Below are 18,439 nucleotides of genomic sequence, written 5' to 3' on the forward strand. Positions count from 1 at the left end.
ACGTCACCTCAGTTCCACAAAAAAGCAGTCCTTCTAAAAAACTGCTTTACTATCCTAAATTCTAAAAATGATAACTCCATAAGGTTGCCAACTGGGGAGGAAAAGCCACCGGAGATTCCGTTCAACAGGCTTTCATTTCTTGTCTTGCAGACAAAACGAAAGCTTAGTTATTATGTGCAGTATTATTTCGCTCCTTTGATTTTTCGAAATATTCCTCTTTGAGAAAATTCATTTGCGAATGTCTTATTTTTTGGAGTTAGAAAGCAAGTTCTTCCATCTATAAATTCCTTTGTGATAGGGTTTAAACTTATTTGTTCCACAATAATTTTTTCAATTTCTTTGTTTTCGTTTTGTTGAAGATAAACTTCCCCTTTTTTTACTTTTAGTTTATCAAGGTGAATTCCATCCATACTTTCTACATCGTTTAAGTTGTAAAAGAATAAACTGTCTTTTGTTTCAATAAACTTTTCAAAAATATATCTTTCTAATCCACCATCTTTTTCTGAATATCCACGATATTGGTAGACTATATTTTCAATATTAATGTTATTTGATTTGAATTTATCAAGCTTCATTGGTTTATAATTCGGCGTTGATTTATAGTAGTCATCTCCGCAAGAATTGTAACATTCGTGAGTAATGCCTTCTATTTTATTTTTACTAGGGATGTCAGAAAGTTTATAAAATGGTAATTCATTTTTGAGATCAATTTTAAATATTTCTGTAGAGTCTAAAATAACAAAACCATTAGCATTTGAGTCTCGTCCTCCCCAAGCATCATATTTATAAAGAATTTTTGATGTCCCTTCAATTTTCTGGGCATATAGTTCTGAAATGTCCCATTGTCCTAGTTTTTCAAAACCACAGCTGTAAAGACAAAGTAGTAACATTAAAAATACTATTTTGTGTGTCTTAATTTTCATTTGTTGGCGAGTGTTTGGAAATATTGCACATAACGCCCAGCTCGGCTTTGTCGTCGTTCTGAAAAAGGAGTTGAAAACTTCTTTTTCGGAATGCGTCAAAGGCGACTGTTGGGAGAACGTCGTGCGAATGCAACGATGGTTTCACAACAGTTGGCGGAGCCGAGCTGGGCGTTGGGAAAAATCGTCCCAAAGGGCGATTTTTCCCAACGGTTACGTATTGGCGATGGTGCGGATTTATCGCGGAAACTTTCTTATTATAAACTAAACTTCGGAATATCTGAATTGGTTAAACTTGCGATTCCTCCGCACTATTGCCAATACGATGTTATGCGGCGTTCCTACTTCTCAATTTTTTTCAAGTTTATATAACACTCATTTACAGGATTTAATTCTAATAATTTTTCTGCGCAAGGTGTTTGAATTTTTCTTCTGTTTTCTATTCCTAAATTATAGTCGCGTTCAATATTTTTTAAGTCAATAATCGGACTGTCGCTTCCGGCACTGATGATTTCATAATTCAATTTCATGTTTTTTGAAACTTTAAAGTTTTTGAGACTTTCATCTTTAACATAAGATAAATCATATAATTCAATACAATCTCCGTTAAACCCATGTGGAATTTTTCTGCCAAAAAGTTTATTTCCATTTAAAAAACAGATTCCAAACCAATAATTCGAATCTTGTTTTTTAATGTCCAAGACGATTCCTTTAAAAATTTTATTCGACATACTAATTTCAATTAAATCGCCAAATTTTAATTTTAAATTTTTGTCATCTATCTTCCCGTAATTTACTCTTAAATTTTCCGGAATTTCATTTTTTATATTGTCAGAATTTTTCGGTGTGCAAGTTAAAAATATAGTAAAAATGAAAATTAGGGATAAATTTCTTTTCATGACAGTTTTTTGGAATGACGCATAACGGTTACGTATTGGCGATGGTGCGGCTTTAACGCTGAAACTTTCTTAATATAAATTAATCTTGGGAAAATCTGAAATGGTTAAACTTGCGATTCCTCCGCACTATTGCCAATACGATGTTAGCAGATGTATCTTTTAGAAATCGTATCCGACTTTAATACTCAAATCTAAAACTGCTCCTGATTCATTGAATTTTTCGCCAAAAGTTGTTCCATATCCAAGACCCGCTTTAAATTCATAATTAAAGTTTTCAGCAAAATTTCTTCTAAATCCGAAAGTTGGAATAAAGTTTATTTGATTTGAAAGTGATACATTTTTAGTGTTTGATATTACGAACCAATTTGGAATATATCGGACTTGTAAGCCTAAATAATTTGCACCATTATTTTTAGTATTTTTCCCTTTTTCGGCTCTTCTTCCAATGTTATAATAAAATTTAGGTTGTAAAGTCAAAGCAGGATAAAATGCAAAACCTGTTTTACCATATAAATCTCCTCCCCAAATTGCAGGAAAAAGACTTGCTTCCGCTCTTAATGCGATTTTATCAGCAAGTCGAGTTTCATTGTAAAAGTCAAGTCCGAAAAGTCCAATTTGTGCTCCCGTGATGTTTTTTTCAACCGTTGAATTTTGTGCTTTACTGCAAAATGAAATTGCAACAAGTCCAATTAGTAAAAATTTTGTTTTCATAAATTCTAATTCGTTTTATTTTTAGCGTTACTTTTTTTTGATATATCTGCTAACTTGTTTATATGTCTTACTTCGTCAGACAAATACAACGCATTCGGTATGGATAGGTCTGATCATTGTGAGATGTATTTCCAACCACTAAGATATATTTTTTATCGTTATAAATCATCAAATGGACTTTTTATGTGCTGCAAACTTTTTGTACTCACATGCGTATAAATCTCCGTTGTTCTGCTGCTATTGTGTCCTAATAATTCTTGAATGTACCGCAAATCTGTTCCACTTTCCAATAAGTGTGTCGCATAACTGTGCCGTAACCAATGCAAGGTCACAGGTTTTTTTATGTTGCATTTTTGTACGGCGTGTTTCAATACACTTTGAAGACTTTTTACCGAATAATTACTACCTGGTTCCTGGCCTTCAAATAAATACGTTTTAGGCTTATAAAGCTGGTAGTAAACTCTCAATAATTCCAGGATCTTCGGAGACAGAGGCGTAATTCTGTCCTTTTTTCCTTTCGCCTGCTTAATTAGAACTATATTTCTTTTAGAATCAATGTCAAGTGGTTTTAACCGGAGCAGTTCGCTGCATCGCAAACCACAACTGTAAATGAGGGAAAGCATCATTTTGTGTTTTATATTGGCATGTGCCTCTAAAATATTCTTAACTTCTTCTTTACTCAAAACATTAGGTAATATTTTCGATTTTTTGGGACGATCAATTTTATCCGCTTCTATTTTTGTTTCCCGTACCGTTCTGAAGTATAATTTTATGGCACTTATAATTTGGTTTTGGTAAGATGCAGATAATTTTTTCTTCAGAATATAATCATTATTAAAATTAAGCACATCATCATTAGTGAGTTCATCAATGGCTTTCGACCTGTAATAAATCAAAAATAAACGTAAACCCTCAGAATAAGTTTTAATGGTGTTTGGGCTATATCTTTTGCTGGAAAGCCAGCGTATAAATAATTGGAGGTGTTCTTTCCCTTCGGACGAAAGTTGATGGTTTTGTTCCTGTGTAATATGGAAACGTTCTCTATTTTCCCGCGTGTCCGGAATGTGCCACATTTTCTTTTGCGGACTCCAGCGTGCATCGGGTATTTGTTTGATTCGGTGAATCAAATCAACGTCTTTTTCAAAGATCACACCTATTCTGGCCTCGCTTCGGTGTTTAATTGGTTGTGCGCTCCATTTCATAGGGTGCTGATAATTAGATCTAAAGATAAATAAATTATTTTGTGATCTAAGATTTTTAAATGATAAACCCTTACAAATGAAAACATTTAAATACCCGTCGCAACTTCTTTACATCCCGCTAAAAACCCTGTGATCTTTCGATGTACAGGGTTTTTTGCTTGGATAATTATTGTGAAGCTGAGACGACCTTGCACTTAAAACTTTTGCTAAACCTCATTGATGGAGGCCAACATTGACTTTGTGATTTTTTCCGTTAGGTTTGAAAAATTTATTTCTATTTAAAAAAAATCGCTTGATTTTTAACTTGAGACCAAGTACAGTTAAAATTTCATCCGCTGAATTCTCACCGCATTTAAAATCGCCAGCAGCGCCACGCCCACATCTGCAAAAACCGCTTCCCACATTGTCGCCAAACCACCAGCGCCCAAAATTAAAACTACGCCTTTTACCATAAATGCTAAAGTAATATTCTGCCAAACGATTTTCTTGGTCTGTTTTCCAATATTGATGGCCATGGGTATTTTACTCGGCATGTCGTCCTGAATTACCACATCTGCAGTTTCTACGGTGGCATCACTTCCCAGTCCGCCCATCGCAACGCCTACATCACTTAACGCCACAACCGGCGCGTCATTTACGCCATCTCCCACAAACGCAACGCTTTGTTTCGAGGCTTTTATCTCCTGAAGTTTCGCTACTTTATCTTCGGGCAGTAAGTCGCCATAAGCGTTTTCTATTCCCAACTCTTTCGCTACAAACTGCACCACAGCATTTTTATCACCACTGAGCATGGTTGGTTTTACGCCCAGGGCTTTTAATTTTTCAATGGTCAGTTTTGCGTCCGGTTTAATGCGGTCTGCAACCGTAAGATAGCCCGCAAACTTTTTGTCGTATGCAATGGCAATCAGGGTGTAGACGATATTGGTTACTTCGGCATCATACGAAATATTAAACTGATCCATCAACTTAAAATTACCCACGAGCAGTTCTTTACCATCAACCATTGCCCGTAAGCCGTGGCCGGCAATTTCTTCCACATCTTCCAGATGAATTCCGGAATTAACTTCTCCGACAAATTCGTGAATCGCCGTGGCGACCGGATGCGTACTTTTGCTTTCTAAGGCATTTACCATTTCTAAAATTTCGGCCTGGTTAAAAGCTTTATTAAAGATTACTTCCTGCACTTTAAAAACGCCTTCCGTCAGCGTGCCTGTTTTATCCATCACCACATTTTGAATGACTGCAATGCTGTCTAAAAAATTACTCCCTTTAAATAATATTCCGTTTTTACTGGCTGCTCCAATGCCGCCGAAATAACCCAGCGGAATGCTGATCACCAAGGCACAGGGACAGGAAATCACCAAAAAGATCAGGGCGCGGTACAACCAATCGGACAAAACGTAACTCGCCACAAAAAAGTAGGGCATAAACGTAATTGCGATCGCCAGATAAACTACGATGGGCGTATAAATCTTCGCAAACTTCCGGATAAACAGTTCTGTAGGTGCTTTCTGGGCTGTGGCGTTTTGGACTAACTCCAGAATTTTACTTAATTTACTGTCGGCATAGGGCGTGGTAACCCTCACCTGCGAAACTGTATTGAGGTTGATCATACCGGCCAAAACGGTTTCTCCTTCCAACTTGGTATCGGGTTTACTTTCGCCGGTTAAGGCGGCGGTATTGAAGGAAGCTTTTTCAGAAAGCAGTTCACCATCCAGTCCCAGTTTCTCGCCGGGTTTTAATTGAATGATATCGTTAATCTGCGCGTTTTCCGCCTTAATGATTTCCGGAACATTGTTTTTAATGAGGGTGACTTCATCGGGTCTTTGATCCAGCAAACTTTTAATATTTGCTTTCGCTCGGGAAACCGCAAGAGTTTGAAAAACTTCACCCACTGCGTAAAATAACATCACTGCAACCCCTTCCGGATATTCACCAATACCAAAAGCTCCGACGGTTGCAATTCCCATGAGGAAAAACTCCGAAAAGAACGCGCCCTGCCTGATGCTGCTAAAAGCCTCTTTTAAAACCGGCAATCCCACGGGAAGATACGCAACACCATACCACACAATCCGGATCCAGCCCGTAAACCAGTCCGGTTTTAAAAGATGGTCCAAGCCTAAACCGGCGAGAAGCAGTATAAGAGCGATCGCACTGGGCAGAAATTGATTAAAAGTACTTTCCTGTACATTGCTGTGGTCGTGACCGTCGCCCTCTTCGTGATGGTGGTCCTGAGGAACCTCAGGAGAAGATTTGATTTCAGGATTTGGAGGAGATGTTTTCTCGGGCTTCAAAATTTCTTCTGCGCCTGCTTCCGTGTAAATTTTTTCTTCTTCGCTGCAACAGATTTGTTTTCCCTGCGCATCATAGAGATGTTGATGTTTCATGTGATTTTTTTGGGGGAGATACATTAAATATTCATGACAGGATCTTTTGTACATGTAAATGTCGTACTCTTAAGCAAAAGTAATGCTTAAGGAGGAAAATTCGAAATTTTTAAGATTTTTACCGCAAGAACCCCAAAGGATTTTGCCAAACTGATGCTGTATTTCCTGGTCACTCCCTTCGCGATAGGGAAGTGGCCCTCAAATTTTCTTTAACATATGCGGGAAAAGAGTTCAAACCTGAAAAATAATAAGAATTTACGTTGCCTGCTAACTGTTTTCTAAAATATCGCTGCTTTGCTGCGACTTTAGCACGCTTGTTGCGAGGATTAGAACATTCAAAAATTTGCAGGGCAAAACATAATCAATTAAATTTAAAAATAAAAAAAATGAAAAAGCATACCTTATTATTAATCGCCATTCTTTCGTTATTTGTCGTCTCCTGTACAACCAATATGATGGCCAAGAATGACAAAATGTACGACAATGCATGGGAACTCGAATACATTACAGGACCACGAATTGCGTTCCAAGGCTTATTTCCGGACCGGAAACCTGTTATAAAATTCACCAGAAATTCGAATATGGTTAACGGCAACAGCGGCTGTAATGGTTACAGTACAAAATTTACAATGAATGGAAAAATGATTTCGTTCGCCGACCCGGAAATGTCAACAATGATGTATTGCGGCGACGGAGAAAATGTTTTCCGCAAAACAATGAAGCAGGTGGATCGCTACAGAATGACTGACGGAAAATTAGAATTTTTAATGGGAGACGTCGTAATGATGAGATTTAAGCCCACAATGTAAATGTAATAACATCTAAATATTAAGAGCAGAATTTTTTCTGCTCTTTTTGTTTTTAGAGTAGGGGTGCTCTTAAATAACGATTAATGATAGTTTCTGAAGAAACGTAAAAAAGTGGTTTATACTTTGAAAACAATTTTTTAATAACTTTACTCTAGTGTTTTCAAATATTCAGAAATCTCGTAAAAAATAAATATGAAATCACCGCAGAAGGGAAGTTCCAAGACAATAGAAAATGCGAGCCAGGTAATTCGTTTGCCGCAACATGTGCAGGAAATGGAAGCCTGGATAAAACAGTCCGAAAAAACTGCTAAAGAAGCAGAAAGTGATCAGAAATCGCACATCGCTTTACTTTATTGCGCCAAAAAAGCAAATCCCCTTGCGACTGCGGTTTTACTCGCGCAGCAGGAAGGTAAAGAAGTGCATCGCGTCGACCTGTCTATGCTGGTTTCAAAATACCCTGGCGAAACTGAAAAAAATATTCAACGTTTATTTGAACGTGCCGAGAGGGAAGGCTGGATCTTATTTTTTGAGGAAGCAGACGCAATCTTTGGTAAGCGTACGAATGTTCGAGATGCCCACGACCGCTACGCAAATATTGAGGTTTCATATCTAAAGCAGAAAATTGAAGCTTACGAAGGCCTCATCATTTTATCCACCAACCGGAAGTCCAATATTGACGACGCATTTCTACGGAGAATACAGTCTGTGATCCGCTTTCCTGCAACCTGACGAAAGAATAAATCAAAAAAAATTAAGAAATGAAGGTTACCCCTGAACATAATGCGCGAATAGCAAAATTAACTTTTGCGTCTGTGTATCCCCATTACGTTACTAAAGTGGTGAAAAAAGGACGAACGGAAGAAGAATTGCTTCAGATTATCCGGTGGCTGACAGGTTTTGACGGCGAAACCGTGCAAAAACTTATTAACGACAATGTCAGTTTTGAATCATTTTTTCAGCAGGCGCAAGTAAATCCCAAGGCTGCTTCTATTAAAGGGGTAATTTGTAGGTACCGTATTGAAGAAATTGAAAATCTACTCACACGCCAGGTACGATATCTCGATAAATTAGTGGATGAACTGGCTCAGGGGAAAAAAATGGAGAAGATTTTGCGGGAAATATGATTTGTACCCATCATTGTGTTTCTGGATATTGTATATTTGAGTATCTTCAATCCTCAGAAATTGAATAATCAAACAGCATTTAAACTTATTAAAAAATATAGTTATGAAAAAGATATCCTTCGCACTGTTAGCCACAGGTTTTTTATTAGCGGCCTGCACAAAAAACGATCAGTCGCAGAGTACTGCCCCTGCAGATTATGCCGAAACGCATGATAAGTTGATTCAAAATCACGAAAAAGATTCGGCAGCGGCAGACAGCGCAGGCGCCAACACGTCGATGCCTCCGCAGACAAATGCTGACGTGCAAAACAAGTAATTTCGCGGCTTTGACTGGAAATTTAAAAAATAAAGTCTGTGCAGTTTCTATCCCCAAATTTAATGAGGAACGGATGGTTTGCAAAATGTTTTGAAAGTGGTCTCAATAGAATCAGAAAAAGAATTGTTAGAAGGGCAATAAGCTTTTTATAAAAAAATAGAAATATGGTAGTTGTTCAGGTGAATTCTATTCCACTGAAAGATGTGATTATAGGTCTGGCAAAATCCTTTAATGTAGCGTATCATCACGATTGTGATGAATATTATCTTTATCTGCCCAAAAATCTTGGAGAAGGCGAAATTCGCGGGATCAATTTTGAGAACGGTTTGGCTTTGCTCATCTACAATGTTATGTTTAAAGAAGATACGCGACTGGAATTTACTTTGAATGAGATTCATCCCGTAAAATTCATCAATTCCTTAAATGGTCCTTTAACGCACGAGTTTGCAAACGAAGGCATCAGGCATTCGATTGACGAGTTCCGGTGTGCCATTGTCGCCAGCGAACGGAAAAATGGTCACATCATCGAATTTTTAAAAAATACGAAACACGAGGTAGTAAGTGTTGAAATCGACCGAAAAACTTTCAAGAAAAAATCGGGCTGCGAATTAGCAAACTACAACTCTAAACTGCGCGACGTTCTTACTGATGTGAAAGGGGAAAAGCAGTTTTTGCATATCGAAAATTGTGGCGTTTTCTTTAAAGATGTTCTGCAGGAGGCCGGGAATTTCGAGAAATTTCTCCTGGCCCGAAAGCTCAATCTGCTTTGTATTACCATGCAGATGTTTATCAATCAGCTTGTCCAGTTCAGCGATGACGCTTTGGATTATGACAAGCGAACCATTCTCCGCATTCCGGAACTGAAAAGAATTGAAGAACTGGGGGACTTTATTAAAGAAAATATTGCCGACGATCATTCCGTAAAAAGCCTTTCTAGAAAAGCAGGGTTGAACCCCGGCAAACTGCAGAATGGGTTTCAGTATTTATTTTCCGCATCCATCAACGAGTTTATTACCAATGTTCGGCTGGAACGTGCAAATGTTTTGCTGAAGGATAAAGAATATAATGTGCGGGCCGTTGTGGCTGCAGTCGGGTTGGAAAGCAGCAGTTATTTCTCTAAAATCTTCAAAAAACGGTATGGGATCACCCCTAAAAAATTTAAGAAAATCTTTTCCTAAAGTCCCGCTTTTTTCCGGATGCTTCAATCATTTATCATTTTTAGTTCCTTTGTTTTGAGGAATCAAATGCGTCCGTAATTAATTCAAAAAGATCATTTTGCGACGACGTATATTTTATTTTTGCTGTAGTAAAAATACAACAGCATGAATAATTATTTGAACGATTCCCAAAAATTACCCGCCTACGATATGATCGTTTTTTGTCATTTAAGATGGGATTTTGTGTACCAAAGACCTCAACATATCATTAGTCGACTTGCAAAAAATTATAAAATTCTTTTTATCGAAGAGCCTGTAGATGTTTACAGCAGCGAGAAATCTTATTTTAAAATTCAGGAAATCACTACAAATCTTCATGTTTGCCAACCTTTAATACAAAACCTCGGGCAGCTCGGAGCCTATTTAAAAAAGCATTTATCCAAACCCAAATGTCCCGTCGGCTGGTTTTATTCCGCGGCATTTGTTTCGGTGTTAGATGAAATCAGTTTTGATACGGTGGTTTATGACTGTATGGACGAACTGACTTTATTTAAAGGAGCTTCGCACGAATTACTGAAGCAGGAAGAAACTCTTTTATCCGCTGCAGATGTTGTTTATACGGGTGGGAAATCCCTTTTCGAAGCGAAAGCGGAAAAACACCATAACGTTTTTTGTTTTCCCAGTTCTGTGGATCTTGATCATTTTTCGAATATGGGTTCTGAAGTCACGCAAAAACCCTCTGATTTAGAGCGTATAAGTTTGCCAATCGTCGGATATTACGGCGTGATCGACGAAAGGATTGATCTGAACCTGCTTCAAGAAACCGCTGCAAGAAGACCCGATTATGCGTTTGTGATGATTGGGCCGCTTTGCAAGATTGAAGAGCGCGATCTTCCGCTTGCAGACAATATTTATTATTTGGGCATGAAATCATATGAAGAATTGCCACAATATCTGCACTTTTTTGATATCGCCATGATGCCTTTCGCGCTGAATGAATCGACGAGGTTTATAAGTCCTACCAAAACTTTGGAATACATGGCCGCTAATAAGCCCATTATTTCGACAAAAATTAAAGATGTTGTTCGAGATTACAGGTCATGCGTTAATCTGATTGATAATGCAGACGATTTCAGTAAAGCCCTTGAAAAACCGATTGAAAACTTCTCGGCTTCCTACAAAGAAATTTTAGAGAATACCTCCTGGGATCGCACGTCAGAAAAAATGTCCGTCATTATTAATGAAGTGCTGGCGTGAAACATTTCAGCATCGTAATTTAACGGTGTTCGGGTTTTCGTCTTCTTTCTAACCCCGCATTTTCCACGACGGAAAATCTGGCATCCAGGGAAAAAAGTAGAGCAAGAACTCAAAAATCCCGAAGCATTACCCATAATGGTACAGTTTATGAAGGGCTTTCAACAGTGATATTTTTTGATTGATACTGAACTTTTTCAACAAGATGTATCAATTTTCCGGGGAGTTCCTTCCACAATTTTAAAATTTTCGAGGACGTTATTTGATGAAGAGTGAAAAGCTAGGAATAAGTGCCGGCACCCACGTAAGAAACATCATTATAAAATAAATTAGTATGAATGCAGCAATTAAAATGGTTACTTCTTCTCAGCAGATAGAGAACGAGTACAAAGATTTTATTTTGAATGAAAACCATCCGTGTATCATGGCGAAATCATTATTCAAAATGGAAAATTATCATTTAAGAATCTATGATGATATGTTCGCTTCTGAAAGTTTAAGTCAGCTCATCAGCGATGTAAAAAACTATTTGGATCAGTACGATTTTGAAGGAAATTCCTTTGAATCTTTCATTGCCGTCTTCCCCAATAACCATTTCGAGAATGAACTTGGTTTTGAAAGGGCGCTGTGGCAAACGCTTCAAAGTCTTCACAATATCGATGATTGTGAGTGGGATCAAAGAGTCAGCGATGATCCGGAAAATCCTGAGTTCAGTTTCAGTGTGGGTGGCAGGGCTTTTTATGTTGTAGGTTTGCATCCGGAAAGTTCGCGCATGGCGCGGCAAGCACCTTATACTACGCTGGTCTTCAACCTGCACCACCAGTTCGAAAAACTGCGGGAGATCGGAACCTATCAAATGGTTCGCGACACCATTAGAGCAAACGACGAAGCATTGCAGGGCAACATTAATCCCGTATTAAGAGATTACGGCGCCGATACCGAAACAAAGCAGTACAGCGGAAGACAGGTCGAGGAGGGTTGGAAATGTCCCTTCCATAAAAAATAAATAAATAATGACAGAAATTTACACCATCAGCGAGCAGACCGGGAAGGCTTTTCATATTAAAAAGGGAGAAATTTTAACGGTGATCGATCCAAAAGGCATGCAGGTGAGCGACATGGTGCTGTTTAACAGTACGGATCATGCTGAAAAACTTTCCTCGGGAAAATCCCTGGATTTTGAAGAATCCATTCTCCTGACTACCGGAAACTTCCTTTGGAGCAACCGGTCCCGAAAAATGATGGAGATTATTGAGGACACGAATGGGCGTAACGATTTTCTGCTGGCACCCTGCAGCAAGGAAACTTTTGAAATTATGTACGGCTATTCCGGTGATCACCCGAGCTGTCTCGGCAATTTATCCAAAAATCTGGCGGAGTTCGGTATCAAACAGGACGATATTCCAACGGCATTTAATGTTTTTATGAATGTTCAGTTCGATGATAAAGGTAAGATTTCAGTATTGCCGCCCACTTCAAAAGCTGGAGATTACGTGAAATTCCGCGCTGAAATGGATCTGCTGGTTTGTTTGACCGCCTGTTCTGCAGAAGACAGTAATGGCGGCAGCTTCAAACCGATCCAGTTTTCTGTTGGCATGGACTGAAAAATTTATCTGAAGTGTTAAGGTTACCATCTTCAATTTCAACTTATAAATTGCAAAGCATTCATATTAATGACCAGCCGTAAAGGAGTTTTAAATCTTGTTAAATAAAAAATCCGATCTGCGTGCAGACCGGATTTTTAGTTTTTCACTGGTGAGCTATTTCCAAGGATCCAAAACCACTTTTACGCAGCCATCTTCCTTCTTGTCGAAAATATCGTAGCCTTTAGCAACGTCATCCAATGAAAGTCGGTGGGTGATAATATCATCCAGAACCACCTTTCCATCTTTTACGTAGCCCAAAAGTTCATCGATAATCGCATGCACGGGTGATTGCCCCGCCTGAATTCTTAAACCCTTGTCGAATATTTGGCCTAATTTAAAATTATCATAATTGTATGGATAAACACCGAGAATTGAAACTTTTCCACCTCTTCTAACGGCACTCATACAGGCTTCAACAACTTTCATCGATCCTTTTTCGAAATTGATCACCGCTTTGGCTTTGTCCAAAAGATTGCGGTCCGGTTCAAAACCCACAGCATCGATGCATAAATCGGCTCCCCGTCCATGCGTAAGGCTTCGAATAGTCTCAATAACTTCTTTCGGATCTTTCCACAGAATGGTTTCGCAGCCGGTTAATCTTTTAATTTGGTCCAGTCGGTACTGCACCGTATCGACGACGATAACCTTACCGGCATTTTTTAAGATGGCACTTTTAGCGGCCATACTTCCAACGGGACCCGCACCAAAAATGGCAACGGTTTCTCCACCTTTCAGGTCGGCCCACATTACCCCCGTATATCCGGTAGGAAAAATGTCTGTTAAAAATAAAGCCTGATCATCAGTAATATTATCCGGGATAACTCTTGGCCCAAAGTCACCGTACGGAACTCGAACGTACTGCGCCTGACCGCCGTCGTAACCACCATATAAATCGGTATAACCAAACATTCCGCCGCCCTTTTCGGTCATAATTCCGCCTTCAGGACCATAGTTTTCTTCATTACTGTGTTCGCAAGCGCCGGGCAGATCGTGGTCGCAAAAGTAACAGCATCCGCATGCCACGGGAAAAGGAACGACAACGCGGTCTCCTACTTTTAATTTTGATACTTTACTGCCGACTTCCTCTACGATTCCCATAAATTCATGGCCCATTACCATTGGTCGCGGTTGCGGGATTCCTCCGGAGTACATATGGAGATCACTGCCGCAGATCGCGGTGGAGGTCACTTTTAGAATAATGTCTGAAGGTTCTTTAAGGGTGGGATCATCTACGTTATCGCACGTTATTTTTCCGGGACTGTGAAATACTGCTGCTTTCATATTGTTGTTTTTTTTAAATTTATTCTTATTTCCTATCAAATGTTCAGCCATTGTATTTTAAATTTATAAATTGTTTAAAAAAAATACGCATTAAAAATATTAACCATTTAAACTCTTGGTTTGCGCGAAACATTACGCTTAGGAAAAATGGCTCCTGGTGTAAAACCGTTTTTAAAAGAACTATTCTAAGAAGAAGATTGGCTTAGAAAATGTCGACTTGTGTTGAAAGTTTTGGGTTTTGATATGATGAAACCGCATTCGCATATCAGTAATTTATACCACTAACCGCACTATTTTTAACACCATTAATATATTCGGGTTCATATCTTTGCAGCATGAGATTTTATGTTCAAGAAAATAATGGGGATGAAAACAGAGATTAAAAAAATAGTTGTACCCATCAATTTTGCGGAAAAGTCAATAAATGCACTGAAAGTTGCGGCCTGCATGGCCCAACGCCATGAAGCCAAATTATTGGTGACGCATGTGGTAGATACTTATCAACTGATCGACCGTGGAGGAAAACAAATTATTGGAGCCGAAACGGTTCAGCAAAATATCGATGTTGCGACGCTGAAATTAGAAGCATTACAAACCGATTTGCAGAACGAATATCAAATTGACGTTGCTATAAAAATCACTACCGATAGTATTTTGGATGCGGTAAATGATGTTATCACGAAGGAAAATGTCGATCTTGTGGTGGTTGGAACTTCGGGAACTCAAAAGATGAAGCAGTTGATTTTAGGCTCTAATTCCTATAATATGCTTCTATATGCAAACTGTTCGGTGCTTCTGATTCCGGAAAAATTTAGGAAAACTTCTTTTAAGAAAATACTTTTTCCGGTTCGTGTAAATCATGAGTTGCACCAGAAAGCAGATCTGTCGGTTTTACTGGCCGACAAAAATGAGGGTGACATCAGTTTGGTAGGGGTCGGGACGCCGAATAAAGTTCTACATGCAAGAAAAGCCTTTATGGAAATGAAGAAAAATCTCATGTTGCAGTCCGCAGAATATGTTTCGGAATTTCATTTGTCCGACAATAATGCCAACAGTATTGCGCAGGCGGCACAGGAGAAAGAAAGCGATATCATTATTTTGGCAGATCAGGACGAAAATTCCTGGAAATCTTTCATGGCAGATAACTTTTTCAAAAAAATCATTAACGGAACCGATGTTCCGCTGCTCATCGTAAAATCCAAATTAAAAAGAATTAAAAACAACCCGGAAAGTCTTGATGGATACGATGTATCCATGCCGATTCCGGGATAAATAAGACCTATGATTAAAATAAATACGTATTCAGATAAAAATAAAGCCTCCGAAGAAACCAAACAGGAAATCATCAGTTTCCTTTTTGAAAGCCTCGAGCAATACGGCGATCCAAGAGAAGACATTGAAAAATGTATGGATTATGCCTTTGGCATCAGTGGTAAGCCTGGTGGAATAGTACTTGCTGCCGTTGATGATGAGACGCAGAAAATGGTAGGAGCCGTAATTGTGAATAAAACCGGTATGGAAAAATTTATTCCGGAGAATATATTGGTTTATATCGCGACCGATAAAAATATGCGCGGAAAAGGTGTGGGAAAACAGCTGATGCAAAAAGCCATTGAAAACTCCGAAGGCGATATGGCGCTACATTGCGAGCCAAATAATCCGGCACGCTTTCTCTACGAAAAACTCGGTTTCACCAGTAAATATCTCGAGATGAGATTAAAAAAATAAGATGTCATATATTACCTTACATGCGGCAAAGCTTCGCCATAATTTCAAAGTGCTTGATCAAATTTTCGCGCAAAATAAGATCGAGTGGGCCATTGTTGCAAAATTATTATGTGGAAATGAAAAATTTCTACAGGTTTTGTTGAATTTATCCGACAAAGAGATTTGTGACTCCAGATTAAGCAATTTAAAAACGATTAAAAAACTGTCGCCAAAAACGCAGACCATTTACATTAAACCGCCGGCGCCGCGCCTGGTAAAAAGTATCGTGAAGTTTGCGGACATCAGTTTTAATACGGAAATATCGACCTTGGAAGCACTTTCTGCAGAAGCGGTGAAGCAGAATAAAATTCACAAAGTCGTTTTAATGGTAGAAATGGGCGAGCTGCGGGAAGGAATTATGGCGCGGAATCTTATGCAGTTTTACGATGAAGTTCTGGCTCTTCCGAATATCCAAGTCGTCGCGTTGGGAACCAATTTGAACTGCTTGAACGGAATTTTACCGGATGAAAAAAAACTTATTAAACTAAACCGTTTCAAAGAAATTATAGAGGAAAACTCCGGGAAGAAGATTCCCTACATCTCCGGCGGGTCTTCGGTAACAATTCCTTTGATTTTTAAAAATCAAATTCCGTTTGGGATCAACCATTTTCGTGTGGGAGAAACGCTTTATTTCGGCACAAATGTTTACGAAGATTCCCTGATCGCGGGCATGTACCACGATGTTTTTACGCTGACTGCAGAAATTATCGAAATGCAGGAAAAACCCACCATTCCGTCTGGAACCGCGGGAACCAATCTCACGGGTGAAACGCCGGTTTTTTCCGAAGAAGAAAAAGGAAAATCCTCCCTTCGGGCCATCGTAGATGTGGGACTTTTGGATATTGATCACAAAGATATTACCGCGCTAGTGCCGGGAATCGAAATCATCGGCGCGAGTTCCGATATGCTTATTCTGGACTTGGGAGAAAATTCGGAACACCTTGAAGTGGGTGATACCATTAACTTCAGTATGAATTATATGGCAGTTCTGCGTGCAATGAATTCCGACTACATTGATAAGAAAATCGAAACTGAGATCGCGCCATTGGAAAATAATGATGATCATTTTATTTGTTTAAATTAACTTTTTAAAGTCATTTTTAGTCTGTAATTTCCGAAGTAAAAGGTTTGTTTTATCTTTGGGAATATATTAAAACAGACTACTTTATGACAAACCTCATCAAAGCAATGACGATCGATTCTTTAAACCCTGCCTTTTCATTTGAAGGTGAATTTGTTTTGTTGGCGGCTCCGGATATTTTCAAGATATTTTCAGCGCAGAATTCCTTTAAAACCAAATTTTACACCTTATTAATTGTAGAAAATGGGTCCGGGAATTTAATGATCGATCACGAAATTCATCACCTCAAAAAGGGACGGATTTTTTTTATCGGATATAATCAGGTCTTTCGGTTTGCCGACGTGGTAGATTTTAAGGGAGAAGCCATCCTTTTTACGCGGTCTTTTTATAATTTAATCTACACCGGAAACAGGAAAATTAAGGATGACACGGCTTTCTCGGACCTTCCGACCTCCATTGATTTTTCTAAAGGCGAGTTCGCTCATTTTAAAACTGGCGTTTCGGAAATTAAGAAAGAATTTGTGCATCCGGCGCTTTTGAGCAAAGAGATTATTTGCCTTTTACTAAAGGCTTCGATGCTTAAATATATCCGGAAAACGGAGAATCCGAATTATATTGATTTTAAAACAAACCGCAAGAATTCTTATATTGAAGATTTTAAAAACCTCGTCGAAGTTCATTTTAAAGACCTCAAAAGAACCTCAGAATATTCCAATATGCTCACCATTTCTGCGAACTATCTGAATGCTTTAATAAAAGATAAACTGGATGTTTCTGCAGAAAAATACATACAAAACCGCGTGATTTTAGAAGCAGAGCGACTGCTTTTAAACACCAATTTATCGGTGACCGAAATTTCCTTTGAACTCGGTTTCTCCGATAAATCTCATTTCGGTAAATATTTTAAAAAGATAACCGAAGAAAGTCCTAATAATTTTCGAAAAAAATTTCAGGCCACCAACAACACGTTTTAAAATACATAAATCAATACAATGAAATTACCAAAAAAAACCACTAACAATCTGCCCAATTCCTTTTTTACCGGCGTAAAATCGCTGATCGACCGCAAAATCGGGGGCATTAATGTTCTGAGTAACCATCAGATCTTACAAGAGAAATCAAAACTCGATAATATGCGGAACGGCAAAGTTCGCTCTTAAATCAGTTGCAACTCAGGCTTCCTAAAATTGTTTTCGGCGTGATTTTTTTTACTTATTTTTCGCTAAAATACTTTTTACTACATTCGTTTCTTAAACCAAGCAGATGAACGAAAATGTTCTTGGGATTGTTGCAGGTATCCTCACTTCCGTAGCCATGTTGCCCCAATTGATCAAAGTGATCAAAGAAAAAAATGCCGAAGATCTTTCCTGGATGATGATCACCATTCTGATTATTGGACTTTCCTTATGGGTTTGGTACGGTATTATCAAAGATGAACTCCCCATTATTCTCTCCAACGCCTTTGCTGTTTTGGTCAATATCTGTCTTTTGTTTTCTTATTTCAAATTCCGCAAATAAAGAAAGATTTTCCTGCTTCTTTCCATTCAGCGTGATATTCCGGTTCGATATTACGTTTTCTGCGAATAATTTCTATTTTTATCTTGTACCATTTTAAAGATACTCTTATGTAAAAGTCTAGCATTTAAAGAATTGATAGACATATTCGATTATATTAAAATGTTTTGTTGGTATATTCTTTGTTATAGGGAGAATATAGTTTTTCGGGCTTTCAAAAACTCTCTTTTGTATTCCTGATGAACTTATCTGTTGATCGTAAAGATTTTTCGAATTTTCCTTTTTTTGATGATTGCTCCGTGCAAAAGTCCATGAAAATCGCAGTCATTTTTATGTTGAACAGATTTTGTATCTAAAACATTAAAAAAAT

At 38.4% G+C, this 18,439-nt stretch carries 21 protein-coding genes; 15 read left to right on the forward strand and 6 right to left on the reverse strand.

Translation table 11 applies throughout. The annotated features are described in order from the left end of the window. Nucleotides 1–182: 182 nt before the first annotated feature. Nucleotides 183–923 carry a hypothetical protein gene (locus tag L0B70_RS11005; protein ID WP_235141823.1) on the reverse strand — a complete coding sequence of 247 codons (741 nt, stop codon included), beginning with the start codon at nucleotides 921–923 and terminating at the stop codon, nucleotides 183–185. A gap of 10 nt (nucleotides 924–933) precedes the next feature. On the opposite strand from L0B70_RS11005, the gene L0B70_RS11010 reads away from it, so the two are divergent. Then, nucleotides 934–1,188: a hypothetical protein gene (locus tag L0B70_RS11010; protein ID WP_235141824.1), complete on the forward strand. Its 255-nt coding sequence runs from the start codon at nucleotides 934–936 to the stop codon at nucleotides 1,186–1,188. A 73-nt stretch (nucleotides 1,189–1,261) separates the two neighbouring features. Here L0B70_RS11010 and L0B70_RS11015 read toward each other — a convergent pair whose 3' ends face one another. The 4 genes from L0B70_RS11015 to L0B70_RS11030 form a co-directional block, all read right to left on the reverse strand. Further along, nucleotides 1,262–1,819 (reverse strand): hypothetical protein, encoded by a 558-nt coding sequence (locus tag L0B70_RS11015; protein WP_235141825.1) that lies wholly within the window; start codon nucleotides 1,817–1,819, stop codon nucleotides 1,262–1,264. Nucleotides 1,820–1,978: 159 nt separating this feature from the next. Next, nucleotides 1,979–2,530, reverse strand: coding sequence for a hypothetical protein (locus L0B70_RS11020; RefSeq protein WP_235141826.1), 552 nt, complete (start codon nucleotides 2,528–2,530; stop codon nucleotides 1,979–1,981). 158 nt (nucleotides 2,531–2,688) lie between these two features. Further along, nucleotides 2,689–3,732, reverse strand: a complete 1,044-nt coding sequence (locus tag L0B70_RS11025; RefSeq protein ID WP_235141827.1) for a site-specific integrase — start codon at nucleotides 3,730–3,732, stop codon at nucleotides 2,689–2,691. A gap of 320 nt (nucleotides 3,733–4,052) precedes the next feature. Beyond that, a complete protein-coding gene (locus L0B70_RS11030) occupies nucleotides 4,053–6,119 on the reverse strand; it encodes a heavy metal translocating P-type ATPase (RefSeq protein ID WP_235141828.1) in 2,067 nt (688 codons plus the stop codon). A gap of 386 nt (nucleotides 6,120–6,505) precedes the next feature. On the opposite strand from L0B70_RS11030, the gene L0B70_RS11035 reads away from it, so the two are divergent. The 8 genes from L0B70_RS11035 (at nucleotide 6,506) to L0B70_RS11070 (ending at nucleotide 12,383) form a co-directional block, all read left to right on the forward strand. Then, complete coding sequence (locus L0B70_RS11035) at nucleotides 6,506–6,928, forward strand: META domain-containing protein (RefSeq protein WP_235141829.1); 423 nt, start codon at nucleotides 6,506–6,508, stop codon at nucleotides 6,926–6,928. A 192-nt stretch (nucleotides 6,929–7,120) separates the two neighbouring features. Then, nucleotides 7,121–7,657, forward strand: coding sequence for an ATP-binding protein (locus L0B70_RS11040; RefSeq protein WP_235141830.1), 537 nt, complete (start codon nucleotides 7,121–7,123; stop codon nucleotides 7,655–7,657). Between the two features lie 29 nt (nucleotides 7,658–7,686). Continuing rightward, nucleotides 7,687–8,052 (forward strand): DUF2200 domain-containing protein, encoded by a 366-nt coding sequence (locus L0B70_RS11045; RefSeq protein WP_235141831.1) that lies wholly within the window; start codon nucleotides 7,687–7,689, stop codon nucleotides 8,050–8,052. A gap of 103 nt (nucleotides 8,053–8,155) precedes the next feature. Then, nucleotides 8,156–8,368, forward strand: a complete 213-nt coding sequence (locus tag L0B70_RS11050; protein WP_235141832.1) for a hypothetical protein — start codon at nucleotides 8,156–8,158, stop codon at nucleotides 8,366–8,368. Nucleotides 8,369–8,532: 164 nt separating this feature from the next. After that, a complete protein-coding gene (locus L0B70_RS11055; protein WP_235141833.1) occupies nucleotides 8,533–9,546 on the forward strand; it encodes an AraC family transcriptional regulator in 1,014 nt (337 codons plus the stop codon). 144 nt (nucleotides 9,547–9,690) lie between these two features. Next, nucleotides 9,691–10,782 carry a glycosyltransferase gene (locus L0B70_RS11060; RefSeq protein WP_235141834.1) on the forward strand — a complete coding sequence of 364 codons (1,092 nt, stop codon included), beginning with the start codon at nucleotides 9,691–9,693 and terminating at the stop codon, nucleotides 10,780–10,782. Between the two features lie 331 nt (nucleotides 10,783–11,113). After that, nucleotides 11,114–11,785, forward strand: coding sequence for a guanitoxin biosynthesis heme-dependent pre-guanitoxin N-hydroxylase GntA (gene gntA, locus L0B70_RS11065; protein ID WP_235141835.1), 672 nt, complete (start codon nucleotides 11,114–11,116; stop codon nucleotides 11,783–11,785). A gap of 7 nt (nucleotides 11,786–11,792) precedes the next feature. Beyond that, nucleotides 11,793–12,383 carry a DUF1989 domain-containing protein gene (locus L0B70_RS11070; protein ID WP_235141836.1) on the forward strand — a complete coding sequence of 197 codons (591 nt, stop codon included), beginning with the start codon at nucleotides 11,793–11,795 and terminating at the stop codon, nucleotides 12,381–12,383. A 156-nt stretch (nucleotides 12,384–12,539) separates the two neighbouring features. On the opposite strand, the gene L0B70_RS11075 is transcribed toward L0B70_RS11070, so the two are convergent. Beyond that, nucleotides 12,540–13,706 (reverse strand): zinc-dependent alcohol dehydrogenase, encoded by a 1,167-nt coding sequence (locus tag L0B70_RS11075; protein WP_235141837.1) that lies wholly within the window; start codon nucleotides 13,704–13,706, stop codon nucleotides 12,540–12,542. A gap of 366 nt (nucleotides 13,707–14,072) precedes the next feature. On the opposite strand from L0B70_RS11075, the gene L0B70_RS11080 reads away from it, so the two are divergent. The 6 genes from L0B70_RS11080 to L0B70_RS11105 all read left to right on the forward strand — a co-directional run bounded on the left by L0B70_RS11080 (nucleotide 14,073) and on the right by L0B70_RS11105 (nucleotide 18,072). After that, complete coding sequence (locus L0B70_RS11080) at nucleotides 14,073–14,978, forward strand: universal stress protein (protein WP_235141838.1); 906 nt, start codon at nucleotides 14,073–14,075, stop codon at nucleotides 14,976–14,978. A 9-nt stretch (nucleotides 14,979–14,987) separates the two neighbouring features. Beyond that, complete coding sequence (locus L0B70_RS11085) at nucleotides 14,988–15,434, forward strand: GNAT family N-acetyltransferase (protein WP_235141839.1); 447 nt, start codon at nucleotides 14,988–14,990, stop codon at nucleotides 15,432–15,434. A gap of 1 nt (nucleotide 15,435) precedes the next feature. Beyond that, complete coding sequence (locus L0B70_RS11090; protein ID WP_235141840.1) at nucleotides 15,436–16,557, forward strand: alanine racemase; 1,122 nt, start codon at nucleotides 15,436–15,438, stop codon at nucleotides 16,555–16,557. An 83-nt stretch (nucleotides 16,558–16,640) separates the two neighbouring features. Then, on the forward strand, nucleotides 16,641–17,528 hold the full coding sequence (locus L0B70_RS11095; RefSeq protein ID WP_235141841.1) for an AraC family transcriptional regulator: 888 nt from the start codon (nucleotides 16,641–16,643) through the stop codon (nucleotides 17,526–17,528). An 18-nt stretch (nucleotides 17,529–17,546) separates the two neighbouring features. After that, nucleotides 17,547–17,714 (forward strand): hypothetical protein, encoded by a 168-nt coding sequence (locus L0B70_RS11100; RefSeq protein WP_235141842.1) that lies wholly within the window; start codon nucleotides 17,547–17,549, stop codon nucleotides 17,712–17,714. A 103-nt stretch (nucleotides 17,715–17,817) separates the two neighbouring features. Continuing rightward, a complete protein-coding gene (locus tag L0B70_RS11105; RefSeq protein WP_235141843.1) occupies nucleotides 17,818–18,072 on the forward strand; it encodes a SemiSWEET transporter in 255 nt (84 codons plus the stop codon). Nucleotides 18,073–18,439 lie beyond the last annotated feature (367 nt).

Origin of the sequence: Kaistella sp. 97-N-M2 (assembly GCF_021513235.1) — a bacterium.
Taxonomy (GTDB): domain Bacteria; phylum Bacteroidota; class Bacteroidia; order Flavobacteriales; family Weeksellaceae; genus Kaistella.